At 67.4% G+C, this 12,959-nt stretch carries 12 protein-coding genes; 5 read left to right on the top strand and 7 right to left on the bottom strand.

The window, feature by feature from the left end:
- Positions 1 to 34 precede the first annotated feature (34 nt).
- Positions 35 to 1,525 carry a MocR-like transcription factor YczR gene (gene yczR, locus TV39_RS02850; RefSeq protein ID WP_043478118.1) on the top strand — a complete coding sequence of 497 codons (1,491 nt, stop codon included), beginning with the start codon at positions 35 to 37 and terminating at the stop codon, positions 1,523 to 1,525.
- A 31-nt stretch (positions 1,526 to 1,556) separates the two neighbouring features.
- Here the strand turns inward: yczR and TV39_RS02845 are convergent, their stop codons facing one another.
- On the bottom strand, positions 1,557 to 2,249 hold the full coding sequence (locus TV39_RS02845) for an SRPBCC family protein (RefSeq protein ID WP_043478115.1): 693 nt from the start codon (positions 2,247 to 2,249) through the stop codon (positions 1,557 to 1,559).
- Entirely contained in the window at positions 2,242 to 2,886 is a 645-nt protein-coding gene (locus TV39_RS02840; RefSeq protein WP_043478112.1) for a winged helix-turn-helix domain-containing protein, read from the bottom strand. The genes TV39_RS02845 and TV39_RS02840 overlap by 8 nt, the downstream gene beginning before the upstream one ends.
- A gap of 81 nt (positions 2,887 to 2,967) precedes the next feature.
- Between TV39_RS02840 and TV39_RS02835 the strand changes: the two genes are divergently transcribed.
- Together TV39_RS02835 and TV39_RS02830 are read left to right on the top strand one after the other, a co-directional pair.
- Positions 2,968 to 3,912, top strand: a complete 945-nt coding sequence (locus TV39_RS02835; RefSeq protein ID WP_043478109.1) for an RluA family pseudouridine synthase — start codon at positions 2,968 to 2,970, stop codon at positions 3,910 to 3,912.
- Positions 3,913 to 3,986: 74 nt separating this feature from the next.
- Positions 3,987 to 4,604 (top strand): DedA family protein, encoded by a 618-nt coding sequence (locus TV39_RS02830; RefSeq protein WP_043478106.1) that lies wholly within the window; start codon positions 3,987 to 3,989, stop codon positions 4,602 to 4,604.
- On the opposite strand, the gene TV39_RS02825 is transcribed toward TV39_RS02830, so the two are convergent.
- The 3 genes from TV39_RS02825 to TV39_RS02815 form a co-directional block, all read right to left on the bottom strand.
- On the bottom strand, positions 4,601 to 4,906 hold the full coding sequence (locus TV39_RS02825; RefSeq protein WP_043478103.1) for a hypothetical protein: 306 nt from the start codon (positions 4,904 to 4,906) through the stop codon (positions 4,601 to 4,603). The genes TV39_RS02830 and TV39_RS02825 overlap by 4 nt on opposite strands.
- A 111-nt stretch (positions 4,907 to 5,017) precedes the next feature.
- Positions 5,018 to 7,879: a phosphoenolpyruvate carboxylase gene (ppc, locus tag TV39_RS02820; RefSeq protein WP_043478101.1), complete on the bottom strand. Its 2,862-nt coding sequence runs from the start codon at positions 7,877 to 7,879 to the stop codon at positions 5,018 to 5,020.
- Between the two features lie 223 nt (positions 7,880 to 8,102).
- Complete coding sequence (locus TV39_RS02815) at positions 8,103 to 8,783, bottom strand: NADPH-dependent F420 reductase (RefSeq protein ID WP_043478098.1); 681 nt, start codon at positions 8,781 to 8,783, stop codon at positions 8,103 to 8,105.
- Positions 8,784 to 8,964: 181 nt separating this feature from the next.
- Here TV39_RS02815 and TV39_RS02810 point away from each other — a divergent pair, with 181 nt between their 5' ends.
- Together TV39_RS02810 and TV39_RS02805 are read left to right on the top strand one after the other, a co-directional pair.
- Positions 8,965 to 9,573: a TetR/AcrR family transcriptional regulator gene (locus TV39_RS02810; RefSeq protein ID WP_043478095.1), complete on the top strand. Its 609-nt coding sequence runs from the start codon at positions 8,965 to 8,967 to the stop codon at positions 9,571 to 9,573.
- Positions 9,574 to 9,613: 40 nt separating this feature from the next.
- A complete protein-coding gene (locus tag TV39_RS02805; RefSeq protein WP_043478092.1) occupies positions 9,614 to 10,438 on the top strand; it encodes a DUF1684 domain-containing protein in 825 nt (274 codons plus the stop codon).
- 13 nt (positions 10,439 to 10,451) lie between these two features.
- Here TV39_RS02805 and TV39_RS02800 read toward each other — a convergent pair whose 3' ends face one another.
- On the bottom strand, positions 10,452 to 11,693 hold the full coding sequence (locus TV39_RS02800) for an acyl-CoA dehydrogenase family protein (RefSeq protein WP_043478089.1): 1,242 nt from the start codon (positions 11,691 to 11,693) through the stop codon (positions 10,452 to 10,454).
- Entirely contained in the window at positions 11,690 to 12,529 is an 840-nt protein-coding gene (locus TV39_RS02795; RefSeq protein ID WP_043478086.1) for an SDR family NAD(P)-dependent oxidoreductase, read from the bottom strand. The genes TV39_RS02800 and TV39_RS02795 overlap by 4 nt, the downstream gene beginning before the upstream one ends.
- Between the last annotated feature and the right edge of the window lie 430 nt (positions 12,530 to 12,959).

Here is a 12,959-nt window from a genome sequence, read left to right as displayed (position 1 = left end):
TTGTAATCCATATCCAGTTTGAGATACTGGCTACATGTCCGGCTCCCTGAACCCCACCGCCTTGACGCGGCTCCTGGGCGGGTGGAACCGCGGCGCGGCGCCCGCCTACCGCGAGCTGGCCGACGTCGTCCGCCTCCTGATCCTGGACGGACGCGTCCCGCTGGACATGGCACTGCCCAGCGAGCGCGCCCTGGCGGCAACCCTGGGAGTCAGCCGGACCACGGTGACGGCTGCCTACGCCAGCCTGCGTGAGCAGGGTTTCCTCAGCAGCCGGCAGGGCAGCCGCGGCCGGACCTGCATCCCCCGCCGCATCCCCGCAGGCGCAAGCGGGCCGGCATTCACCGAACTGTTGAGCCCAACTTCCCTTGCCGGGGCGCCCGGGCTGGCAGCACCGCCCGGCCTGCTCGATCTCGCCTACGCGTCCCTGCCTGCCAGCGGCGAGGTGGTGCACCGGGCCTTCGCCGCCGCACTGACGGAGCTCCCGGCACTGCTTCCGGGTTTTGGCTATGACGCCATCGGCATTGCACCGCTGAGGGAGGCGATTGCCGCGCGCTACACGGCGGCCGGAGCCCCCACCACGGCGGACCAGATCCTGGTGACATCGGGGGCGCAGCATGCCCTGAACATCGTGCTCCGCACACTGGCCGGGCGGCAGGACAAAGTGCTCGTGGACCACCCCACCTACCCGCACGCACTGGATGCCATCCGCGCCAGCGGCTGCCGGCCCGTGCCGGTCGCCCTCCCGCACGGTCGCGGCTGGGACGTGGCCGGAATGGAAGCCGCCATGATGCAGCAGCGGCCGAAGATGGCGTACGTGGTGCCGGACTTCCACAACCCGACGGGCCGGCTGATGTCCGATCCCCAGCGCCGCCGGCTTGTGCGGGCGGCGGCGACCGCGGGAACCGTGCTGGTGGTGGACGAGACCCTGCGTGAATTGAACCTCGACGCCGTGGAAAGCGCCCCGCTGGCGGCCTTCAGCCCTGCAGTGGTCACCATCGGCTCCCTGAGCAAGTCGCACTGGGCCGGGCTGCGGACCGGCTGGATCCGGGCGGGCAGTTCGCTGATCCAGCGCTTCGCGGCCGCCCGTACCACCATGGACCTGGGCGGACCGGTGGTGGAACAGCTGGCGGCCGCTCACCTTGTCCGGTCACTCGACGAGCCGCTGCCGGCCCGGCTGGCAGCCCTCCGCGAGAACCGGGCAGCGCTACTCGATCTGCTCGGCAGGGTCCTTCCCGGCTGGCAGCCGGAACGGCCCGACGGCGGGCTGAGCGTCTGGTGCCGGCTCCCCGCACCGGTCAGCACCGCACTGACGGTCATCGGGCCCGACTTCGGGGTGAGGCTTGCGGCCGGCCCAAGGTTCGGCGTGGGCGGGGCTTTCGAGCATTACCTGCGCATCCCGTTCACGCTCCCGCCCGCTCAGTTGGAGACGGCGGTGCTTGCCCTGCGCTCAGCCCAGGACAAGCTCGAGGCCGCACCCCGGCTCCACCGCAGCCTCCGGCGCACGCCCGCCGGCGCCATCGCCTGACGCCGGCCAGCCGCGTGTCGCCGGCCGGGTCCTACGCGTAGACCTTCCCGAGGTAGCCGCCCCAGGCCCTGGCCGTAGCCTCGGAATCCCCGGCGCCGCTGAAATCGTGGACGGTCATGCCCACCGGCGCTCCGAAGGCGTTGCGGCCAAAGAAGCGGTACATGGTGTCCTCGGTCCGCAGGCCCAGGAAGTTCTCGTTGGAGAAGTCCACCTGCCCCGTGAGCCGCCCCACGCCGTCGAGGTTTACCTCAAACTTGTCCCCCTGCGACGCGGCATCGACGCCGAGGGCCTTCTTCAGCCGGACGAAACCGTCCGGCCCCTGCGAGGCCGCGGGGCCCTGGATGTCCGTGAAGACCACCGGCCGGCCGTCGAAGTACTGCAGGTACTGGCCCAGCGTGTGGAGGTAGAACTCCGTGTGCTTGCTGGCGCCGTCGTACTGCTGGTCCCAGTTGTCCGCGAAAATGCCGCTGTGCACATAATGCAGCCTGGCCCGGCCGCCCTCTAGCGGTTCCAGGACGTGCTCCAGCTGGTTGAACCAGCCGTCCGGCCCCTCCATGCGGGACACCAGGTGCTGCGGGTATTCCTCCACAGTCTTCACGTCCGGCCACTGGTCCGTGGGGAACATCCACCCGGGGGTGCCCTTGGTGACGGCTTCCCACACCCGCTCCGGGGTGCCCGGCAGTTCGGTGTCGTAAACAATCTCGAATTTGCGGTTGTCAGTCATTGTCCTGCTCCTGTTCATTTTCCCCGGACGGGGTGGTTGTGCGTTCCTTGAGTGCCGGTTCCTTGAGTGCCGGGTGAAGCGCTACGACGAGGCGGTGCTTCCGCCCGCCCGCACCGCCGTCGTCGTGGTACTTGTCCACGAGCCGGGTGACCGCAAAGCCGAGCTCTTCGGCGAAGGCGGCCCGGTCCGCGGCGGTGCGGAAGCTGATCTCGCCGTCGATGGCGAACGTGGCGAGTTTCTGGCGTGCGGCCGCTGCCCCTGCGATGAGCTTCCCCACCTCCTGGACCATGCGGCCGGCGAGCGCCAGCAGCCAGAAGGCGGAGAACCGGTCCGCGAAACGGTGCGGATCCGGCGCCACAGAGGCCAGAGCCACAGGGGAAATCAGGTACGACGCCGCGGTGGCCTGCAGCACGCGCTCCGTGACGTTACCCTTCCGCCGCTCCTCCACAAGCTCCACAAGCCCGTGCCGTTCCAGCGCTTTGAGGTGGTAATTCACCTTCTGCCGCGGCAGCCCCAGCTTGGCGGCGAGCTGCGTGGCCGAGCCGGGCTCCGCCAGCTGCCGGAGGATGCGGGTCCGGATGGGGTCCAGCGAGGCTTCCGCCGCGGCCGGGTCCTCGATCACTTCGATGTCCAACATGGTTTAAGTATCGGTACCGACAATTTTATTTGTCAAGAACTTTTTAACCGTCGGTGGTGCGCAAAGTAGAATGGACCGGTGATGCAATCCCCCCTCCCCGTGCGCGACGGCGTGAACGCGACCCGCCTGCGCCTCCCGGACGAGGGGCCGTGGGACACCGCAATGGACTACATGATGCACCGCTGGGGCCACATCGACCCGCAGGGCATCGAGGACCGCTTCGACGCCGGCGAGATCGTGGGCGAGGGCGGCGTCCCGCTGGACCGACGCACCAGGCTCGAGGACCACACCTTCATCTGGTACTACCGCACCCTCCCGCCGGAGACCCGGCTTCCCGTTGAGCTCAGCATCCTGCACCAGGACGATCACATCCTGGTGGTGGACAAACCCCACTTCCTGCCCACCACGCCGGGCGGCACCTACATCCAGGAATCGGCCCTGGTGCGGCTCCGGAACCAGCTGAACCTCCCGGACCTGATCCCCATGCACCGCCTGGACCGGATGACGGCCGGCATCCTCCTGCTCTCCACCAACCCCGAGACCCGCGGCAAGTACCAGGTGCTCTTCGAGAAGCGCCAGGTCCAGAAGGAGTACGAGTGCGTGTCCGCCGCGGAACCGGCTGCCGGGCATCCCGCCGTCGACTTCCCGGTGGTGGTCAGGAACCGCATGACCAAGTCCCGCAGCTACCTCCTGGCCGAGGTGGTCGATGGCGAACCCAATGCGGAAACCCGCATTGAACGGATGAAAACGTTCGACGGCGGCACGTCAGCAAGTGCCCCGCAACGCCGTGCGCTGTACCGCCTCGAGCCGCACTCGGGAAAGACCCACCAGCTCAGGGTGCACATGGCGTCGCTCGGACTGGGGATCGTCAACGATGCCTTCTACCCCGAGCTGCTGGACAAGGCCCCGGACGACTACACCAAGCCGCTCCAGCTGCTGGCCCGCGGGATCAGTTTTGTAGACCCCATCACCAAGCAGCCGGTGGAGTACCGCAGCCGGCTTCGGCTCAGCGAGGCCCCGGCGTAATACCGGCGTAATACCGGCGCAGTCCGGCCCGGGGCCGGAAGTCCCGGGGCGCGAAAATGAGATACCTTGTGCCCATGGACCTTGCCAACGTTGACACCTGGGGCGCCGCGATCTATTTCTGGATCATCCCCATCGTCCTTGGCGATGCCATCTTCCCGCCCATCCCCTCCGAAATGGTGGTGATCACGGGCGGGGCGCTCGCCGCAGAAGGCCGCGCCAACTTCCTGCTCGTGGGAATCCTTGCCGCGCTGGCGTCGTGGATCGGCGACGTTGTAGTGTTCCAGCTGTTCAAGCGCCGCCTCAGCCATGTCCTGGACCGGTGGCGCTGGGGCCGCACGTTCCACAGGGGCATCCACTCGGCCATCGCGAAGGCGGGCCGTTCCACCACGTACGGTGCCATCATCGGCGTCCGGTTCATTCCGGGCGGACGGCTGGCGACGTCGGCCGCTGCCGGAATTGCCGACGTCACCACCCGGGCATTCAGCTTCTGCGCCGCGCTGGGCGGAGTTCTCTGGGGCACCTGGCTCACGGCGCTCGGCTATTTCACCGGATCCGCCACCAAGCTGCCGTTCTGGGCGAGCTCGCTGATCGGCGTCGCCGTCGGGCTGGTGATCGGCGCCGTCGTGGGCATGATTGTCACCCGCCGCCGAGGCAGCCGGTCCCCCGTGGACGAACCCGGCGATCCGGCTTAGACCGGAGCCCAGCGGCCGCGGTTGCGGCGGAGCACCAAAAGCGCGCCCGTCACCGCAACGTTCTCGACGGCGTCGCGCATCATCGCCGCCGACTCCCGCGCCTGGTTGTTCTCACCGGTGTATTCCGTTGGCTCCACCAGGAAGCGGAGGTTCAGCTCCGGCACGCCGCCTGCAATCTGGAGCTGGTTCGATTCCACGTGGTGCCTTGTTCCAAGGGCTTCGACAGCAGCGGCCATCACGGCCTCGGGAGGATTTCCAGGCTTCAGCCCGGTGATCTTGAGTCTGGTCTGGAACGAAGGCATGAAAACAACCCTAACGTCAGCGCGAACGGGCAGATAACGCCCGCAGATCCTCGTCCGCAGGGCCTTATCTGCCCGTTCGCGCTAACCGTCGCTGGCGCCGGACGAGTGGGACTAGCCGGTGTTGCGGAGGCCTGCTGCCACTCCGTTGACCGTGATGAGCATGGCCCGCTGGAGGCGCTCGTCAATCTCGGCCCCGGACATGCTCTCGCCCTCCGAACCTTCGGCCCGGATGCGGCGCATCAGTTCCACCTGGAGGTAGCTAATGGGGTCGAGGTATTGGTCTCGGATCTCCAGGGAGCGCTTGAGGGTGGGCTGCGCGTCGAGGAGCACGTGTTCACCGGTGAGCTTCTGGATCTCTGTGACCGTGAGTTCGTATTCCTCCCGGATGGCCCGGAACAGGTGGTGCAGCTCCTCCGGAACCAGGGTGGAGACGTAGTAGCCGGCGATGTCCATGTCCGTCTTGGCCAGGGTCATTTCCACGTTGGACAGCACTGAGCGGAAAAAGTGCCAGCGGTCCATCATTTCCGTGAGCTGTTCCGTGTTGCCGGCTTCGCGGGCGGCCTTCAGCCCGGAGCCGACGCCGAACCAGCCCGGCACGATCTGCCGCGACTGGGTCCAGCCGAACACCCACGGGATGGCGCGCAGCCCGCCCAGCCCGGCGCCGGAGTCCGGACGCTTGGACGGACGCGAGCCGATGTTGAGGGAGCCAAGCTGTTCCACTGGCGTGGACGCCATGAAGTAGGCCGGCAGGTCCGGATCGTCGATCAGCGAGCGGTAGCGTGCGAACGCGGCATCGGAGATGGTCTCCATGACGTGGCCGTAGCGCTCGCGCTGGTCCTCGGACGTACGCGGCGTGCGGTGCAGGGCGGAACCCTGCATGACGGCAGCGAGGGAAAGCTCAAGGTTCTCGCGTGCCAGTTCGGGCAGCGAGTACTTGTCCGAGATGACTTCGCCCTGTTCGGTGAACTTGATTTCGCCTTCCAGGACGCCGTTCGGCTGGGCCATGATCGCGTCGTACGTGGGTCCGCCGCCGCGGCCCACGGATCCGCCGCGGCCGTGGAAGAGCCGGACCCGGACGCCGTGCTTGGCCGCGACGTCGCGCAGCTTCCGCTGGGTTTTGTGGATTTCCCACTGGCTGGTCATGACGCCGGACTCCTTGTTGGAGTCCGAGTAGCCAAGCATGATTTCCTGCACGTCGCCGCGCAGCCTGACGAGTTCCCGGTAGGAAGGATCGGACAGCAGCTGGTCCACGATCTCGGCAGAAGCCCGCAGCTCCTCCACCGTCTCCAACAGCGGAGCGAAGCCGATCTTGGCGTACGGCGCGTCACCGAAGAGGCTGACGAGCCCTGCTTCGCGGGCCAGCACGGCAGCGGCCAGGACGTCGTCGGCGCCGCGGGTCATGGAAATGATGTACGTCTCGATGACATCCGGACCGTAGGTCTTCAGGGCGCGGCGGATCTCGCGGAAGACGTCGTACGTGCCGTCGGCGACGCCGTCGAGCTTAATCGGGTGGCCCGACAGCGGACGGCGGGACCCCAGTTCCGCCCCCAGCACCTCCAGGCGCTCGGCGCGGCTGAGTTCGGAGTACCGCACGCCGGGGCCGCCGAGGCGGTCCATAAGCTGCCCGACGGCGTCGTGGTGGTGGTCGGCGTGTTCGCGGATGTCCAGGGTGGCGAGGTGCAGCCCGAAGGAAGCAATGGCGCGGCGCACCCGCGCGAGCGCACCGTCCGCGGCCAGGCCGGCGTGGTGGTTGCGGAGTGATTTCTCCAGCAGCCCGAGCTCAGCGAGGACACCGGCCGTCGAAGTGTAGTCCCGACCGGGCTCATGCGAGGAACCGGCCGCCACGCGCTTGGCCGTGTTGAGGAGCTTGGCCTTGATGCAGGTGAGCTTGAGCCGGTACGGCTCCTGGGCATTGAGTTCCAGAACGCGGCGGTCGAGTCCCGGCAGGTTCTTGAGGTCCGTATCGATCGAGTCCAGCAGTTCCTGGTCCGCCCCGGCCAGCGCGGTGGAGTTGGACAGGATGGCGATGAGCTCGTCGATCATGGCGATACTGATCCGGACGGCGTGCTGGTTCTGGATCTGCAGGATCTCGCGGGTGACGCCGGCAGTGACGTTGGGGTTGCCGTCGCGGTCGCCGCCGATCCACGAGCCGAAGCGGATGGGGGCCTTCTGCGACGGCAGCGTGACGCCGTGCTCCCCCAGCAGCTCGGAGAGGTCCGAGAGCATTTCGGGCATGGCGTCGGTGAGGATGCTGTTCAGGTAGTAGATGGCATTGCGCGCCTCGTCCACCGGAGTTGGCCGGACCTGGCGGAGCTCGTCCGTCTGCCACATCTGGTCGATCACTTCGGCGAGCTGGCGGTCCTGGCGGCGGCGGGCCGAGGTGCCTTCCTCGGTGGAAACTGCCAGGACGTCGGACAGCCTGCGGATCTTATCCAGGACGGAGCGCCGGGAAGCCTCCGTGGGGTGGGCCGTGAAGATGGGACGGACGTCCAGTTCGTTGACTACTTCCTGCAGCACGGACTGGCCGGCTTGGCCGGCGATCTCCTGCACGGCCTTGGCCAGCCAGCCGTCCTTCTCCTGCCGGGTCCGCAGTCCGCGGACCCGGTGGACCTGCTCGGCGGCATTAGCCAGGTGGAAGTAGAACGCAAAGGCACGTACCAGGTCGGTGGCCTGGTCAATGGGCAGGGAGCCCAGGAGTTCGCGGACCTGGGCGACGACGTCGTGCGAGCTCCAGGGGCCGGTGGCATCCGCGCCTCCGCGGGCAGCCTCCTTGGACTCCTTGGTCAGGAGCCGGACCTGCTCCACGAGGTCGAGGAGCTCGGGGCCGTGCTGGCGGACCAGCGACTCACCCAGCAGCGTGGAGACGCGCCGGACGTCCGCCCGGAGCTCGGACGCGAGGTCGGTGCTGGCATCGGCGCCGGGAAGGTCAGTGCCTGCGAGATGGGTGCCTGGATTTACTGCAGTGTCAGCCATGGAAACTATCTTTCGAGGGTTCGGACTTGGCTCGTACACTGCGCTGGATACTGTGAGCCGGGTTACGTGTTCCTATGGGATGTTACCCGGCACTGTTGCGGGGTGGGAATTTGTCTCAGATAGTGTTCGCGCCCTTGACGTCCGCCGCGGCGCCTGTTTTATTAGGCGCCGCCCCCGGTCTTTGAGACGCCGCCGCCGGTGGTCCGGCGCCTCAAAAACCGACTCAGCGTGCGATCTTGAAGTTGAAGTTCGCCGTTCCCAGGGCGCCCCAGAGCCGCAGCCAGATGGGCAGGAGCATCTCAGCGCCGCGTGCCGTGGTGATATCGCCCAGGTCAATGACGTCCTGATGTCCAAGGCTCTTGAGGAGCGTAGTCACCTCACGTTTTGCCTCGGGATCGTTGCCCGAGACGAACACGGAGTGGTCACCTCCTGCCGCACGGCCGGGGTCGACCATCAGGCTCGCGTTCATGGTGTTAAGGGTCTTGACCACCTTGGCGTCGGGGAACGCCCGCTGGATCTGCTCCCCGAGGCTGTCCGTGTTGACCGGGTTAAGCGTAGGGGGCATACCGTGCGAGAAGTCGAGCGGATTGGCGATATCCACGATGATCTTGCCGGCAAGGTTTTCCGCACCGGCGGCCGAGAGCGCCGCAACGGAACGTGCGCCTTCCGTGGCGTTGACGATCAGCTCGGCGCCAGCCGCGACGTCAGCGTACGCAGCCAGGTGGACGTGGGGGTGCTCCGGAAGCCACTGGCCGAAGGGGGGAGCGCCCATGGCGTCCGGTTCCGTCCGGGCCAGGGTGACCTTCGGATCGCGGGTCCCGATGACGATTTCGTGGCCGAGTTCCGCCAGCGCTCCGGCCATGGTCCTGCCGACCGTGCCGGTTCCCAATACAGCAATTTTCATGGCGTCTCATCCTGATCTCTTAGTTGCGGCGCTTGGGTAGACAGGTTCGTCTACTGGTAGCAGCGACGCTATCAGACAGATCTGTCTACGGCAAGCAATCACCAAGTGGCGATCGCGGCTTCGAACGTGGGAAACTCCACAGCTGCAGGCACAGACAGACTTGTCTGTGTACCATAGAGTCATGACGACGCCAGCACCCGTACCGCAGGCTGTCCGAACTCCCGCCGGACCCGCCAGGGAAAAGATCCTGGCGACCGCCTTCAGGCTCTTCTATGCCCACGGCCTGCGCGCTGCCGGCATCGACACCATCATCGCGGAATCCGGGATCTCCAAGGCCACGTTCTACAAGTACTTTCCTGCCAAAGACGAACTGATCCTCGCCTACCTGGACAAGGTGGATGCCATCTGGACGGGTCAGCTCCACGCAGCGGCGGAGGCCGCGGGTCCGGACCCGGCGGCGCAGCTCGCCGGGCTGTTCGACGCCCTCGCTTCCGCGTGCCGCCGCGACGGCTACCGGGGCTGCGCCTTCATCAACGCCGCCGCCGAGTCAGCGTCCGGGACGCGGGTTCATGAGCGCACCGTTGCCCATAAGAAGGCCGTGCTGGAGTGGATGCAGGGGCTGGCCGCCGATGCAGGCGCCGCGCGGCCGGACCGGTTGGCACGAAGCCTCTCGCTGATTCTGGACGGAGGCCTGGCCAGCGGTGTACTGGACGGGGACCCGGAAGCCGCCGTCACCGCCCGGGAGGCTGCCTCCCAGCTGATAGCCGCCAGCCTGGGCACCCCGAAGTAACCTTTCCCCCTCAGCAACCAGGACCAACGAACGAGGAACCATGGACTCTTCCACTGACGCACAACTCGAGCGCTGGAACCGGTTCCGCGCCAACCGCAACAAGGCACTGGCCAGCGAGCACGGCTGGCTGACTCTCACGTCGTTCCAGTGGCTGGACCGCCAGCCGGCCGCCGTCGACCTCGCCCCCGGACTCTGGTCAACGGACGGCACGACGGCGTTCCTCACCGCGGCGGCGACCGATGGGCTGACGCTGGTGGAGACGGGCGAAGCCGTGGACGGCACCATCTCGGCCGCGCTGGCGGACGAGGAGTCGCTGATGTGGGTGCAGTTCGGCGGCGACGACGGCACGCAGGTGGTGGTGGAACTGGCCATGCGCGCGGACAGGTACGCCATCCGCACCCGGGATTCCAGCTCGCCGGTGTTCACGGAGTTCGACGGCGTGCCCACCTTTGAGTACCGCCCCGACCTGGTGATCGATGCCGAGTTCCGCCCCTACCCGACGCCGGTGGACGTTCCGATCGGAACCGCCAACCCGCTGGTGGACGGCGTGCACCGCACTGTGGGCGAGCTGGTATTCCGGCTGCCCGGCAAGGACCACGAGTTCCACCTGCAGGCCGAAGAGGAGAAGCTCGGCGCCCTGACTGCCACGTTCCACGACGAAACCAACGGGGACTCGACGGACGAGTGGCGCAAGGTGTCCACGGCGCGGCCCAGGCCGGACGGTTCGGTGGTCCTGGACTTCAACCGAGCCATCAACTACCCGAGCGCCTTCACGCCCTACGGGACCTGCCCCATGCCCGTGAAGAACAACAGCCTTGACTACCGGATAGAGGCCGGCGAGAAGGACCCGATGATCGCCGACTGAGCGCGAACTGGCCTTAGACGATCGCCGACACCCCGGTGACGGCGCGGCCCACGATCAGCGAGTTGATCTCGAAGGATCCTTCATAGGTGTAGATGGCCTCGGCGTCGGCGAAGATCTTGGCCATCCGGTAATCCGTGACGATCCCGTTTCCGCCCAGGATGGACCGCCCCATCGCCACGGTTTCGCGCATCCGGGAGCTGGTATACGACTTCGCCAGCGCCACCTGGGCCATGTCCGCCATGCCGTCCTGCTGCAGCTGGGCGATCCGTACCATCATGCCCATGCTGGCCACGGCGTTGCCCAGCATGGTCACCAGCTGCTGCTGGATGAGCTGGAATTTGGCCAGCGGGCGGCCGAACTGCTGGCGTTCGACGGCGTGCTGCCGGGCAACGTCGAACGCCGCCAGCTGCTGGCCAACCGCCTGCCACGCCACCATGATCCTGGACCCGCGCAGCAGTTCATTGGTGTCCTCGAAGCTGCCGATGCCGGCGAATCGGTCCGCCTCCGCCACCCGCACATCCCGAAAAACGATGTCCGCGTTCTGCACCGTGCGCAGGGCGATCTTGTTCTCGATCCGGCTTCGGCTGAGGCCTGGGAGTTTCGCGTCCACGATGAAGCCCCGGATGGCGCCGTCGTCCTCGTCCCGGGCCCACACGAGCATGTAGTCGCAGAACGTCCCGTTGCCGATCCAGCGCTTGGCGCCGTTAAGGATCCAGCAGTCGCCGCCGTCGTCGGCTCCCCCGGTCACGCGGCGCGCCCGTGTCTCCATCCCGCCGGCCACATCGGAGCCGTGCTCCGGTTCGGTCAGCGCAAAGGCGCCGGTAGTGCGGAGGCTGGCGGCGTCGTCGAGCAGGCGGCCCTTCTGTTCCTCGGAACCGAACCCGTACAGGGACTCAACGAAGAGGTCATGGTGCACCAGGAAGAACGTGGCGATGGACGTGTCCACCCTGGTGATTTCGGCAATCACCAGGCCCGCGAACAGGTGGCTGTAGCCGCGCTGGGCGGGGGCACTCAGCTCGAGGGCGGCGAGTTTGGGCAGGATGTGCGCGGGAAATTCGGCGTTGTTCCACCAATCCGTGGCGAAGGGCGCGATCTCCGTCGCCAGGAATTCCCGCAGCTCCTCCAGCTTCCGCCGCTCCCGGTCGCTGAGCAGCGATTCGAACCCGAAGAAGTCGGCCGTGGGCAGTGAATCCACGGCGTTCGCAGCCGGAGCCGGCTGCGCCGGAACCGTGCCCTGACCCGGCGCCGCCGTCATTTCGGTCCCATCCGGATGGCGCCGTCGAGGCGGATGGTTTCGCCGTTGAGCATGGCGTTGTCCACGATGTGCGCGGCCAGGTTGGCGTACTCGGCCGGCCGGCCCAGCCGGGACGGATGCGGCACCTGCTTCCCCAGCGAGTCCTGCGCCTCCTGCGGCAGTCCGGCCATCATGGGCGTCTCGAAAATCCCGGGCGCGATGGTGACCACGCGGATCAGGGACCGGGCCAGTTCACGGGCGATCGGCAGGGTCATTGCGGCCACGGCACCCTTGGACGCGGCGTAGGCGGGCTGGCCGATCTGCCCGTCGAACGCGGCCACGGACGCGGTGTTGATGATGACGCCGCGCTCCGGGCCGCCGAGGTCGGTCACGGCGGGCTCGGTGGCGGCCATGGCGGCGGCCGCGAGCCGGATCACGTTGAAGGTGCCCACGAGGTTGATCTGGATGACGCGGTTGAAGGTGTCCAGCGGCAGCACACCCTCGCGGCCCAGGACCTTACCCGGGGTGGCGATGCCGGCGCAGTTCACCACGATGCGCATCGGTCCCAGGCCAACGGCGGCGTCGACGGCGGCCTGCACCTGCTCCTCGCTGGTCACGTCGGCCGGGACAAACACGGCAGTCTGGCCGGACGCACCGGAAGCGGCCCCGGCGGACGCACCGCCGGCACCGGACACGCCGGAGCCGCCATTCAGCTCCGCCGCATACGCCTCCCCCTGCGACGACGGCAGATCCACCAGCACCACCGAGGCCCCGGCGTCGAACAGGCGGCGCGCGGTTGCGGCGCCCAGCCCGGAGGCTCCTCCCGTAATGAGCGCGACAGTACCTTTGATGTCCATGCATCCTCCTTGATGTGGAACCGAACCCGGCGTAACGCAGTTAATGCATGTTAACTGGAATGGGCGCAAACCGCACGCCCGCGGCCACCTGTGAGGCGCATCCGCCCGCCGCCCCGCTGATATGTAGGTCTGGTTGTCAAGAGAGCAGGGATGAGCGGCTTCTGGGTTTTGGTTCCCGGGGGCCGCTCATCGTGTGCCGGCCGGTTGTGGTGACCGTGGTGGCGAGTCCTTTGCGACTGCAGTGTCAGGCTGACATTCGCGGGTTGGTTACCGCATGACGATCTGTTCGGCTGGAGCATGTCGGGTGTCTAGGATCGAGCGTCGACGGTTTGACCCCGTCTGCTCATAGCGGGCTCTCGAGTTAGCTCCTGCGTGCTGCCGCCACTCTCACCACGTCCGGGGGGCACGTTCGGGTCAGGCCGCGGTCATG

Origin of the sequence: Arthrobacter sp. SPG23 (genome assembly GCF_000876655.1) — a bacterium.
Taxonomy (GTDB): Bacteria; Actinomycetota; Actinomycetes; order Actinomycetales; family Micrococcaceae; genus Arthrobacter.
The sequence above is the reverse complement of the archived record's forward strand: the minus strand, read 5'-3'. Positions and strand labels throughout refer to the sequence as shown.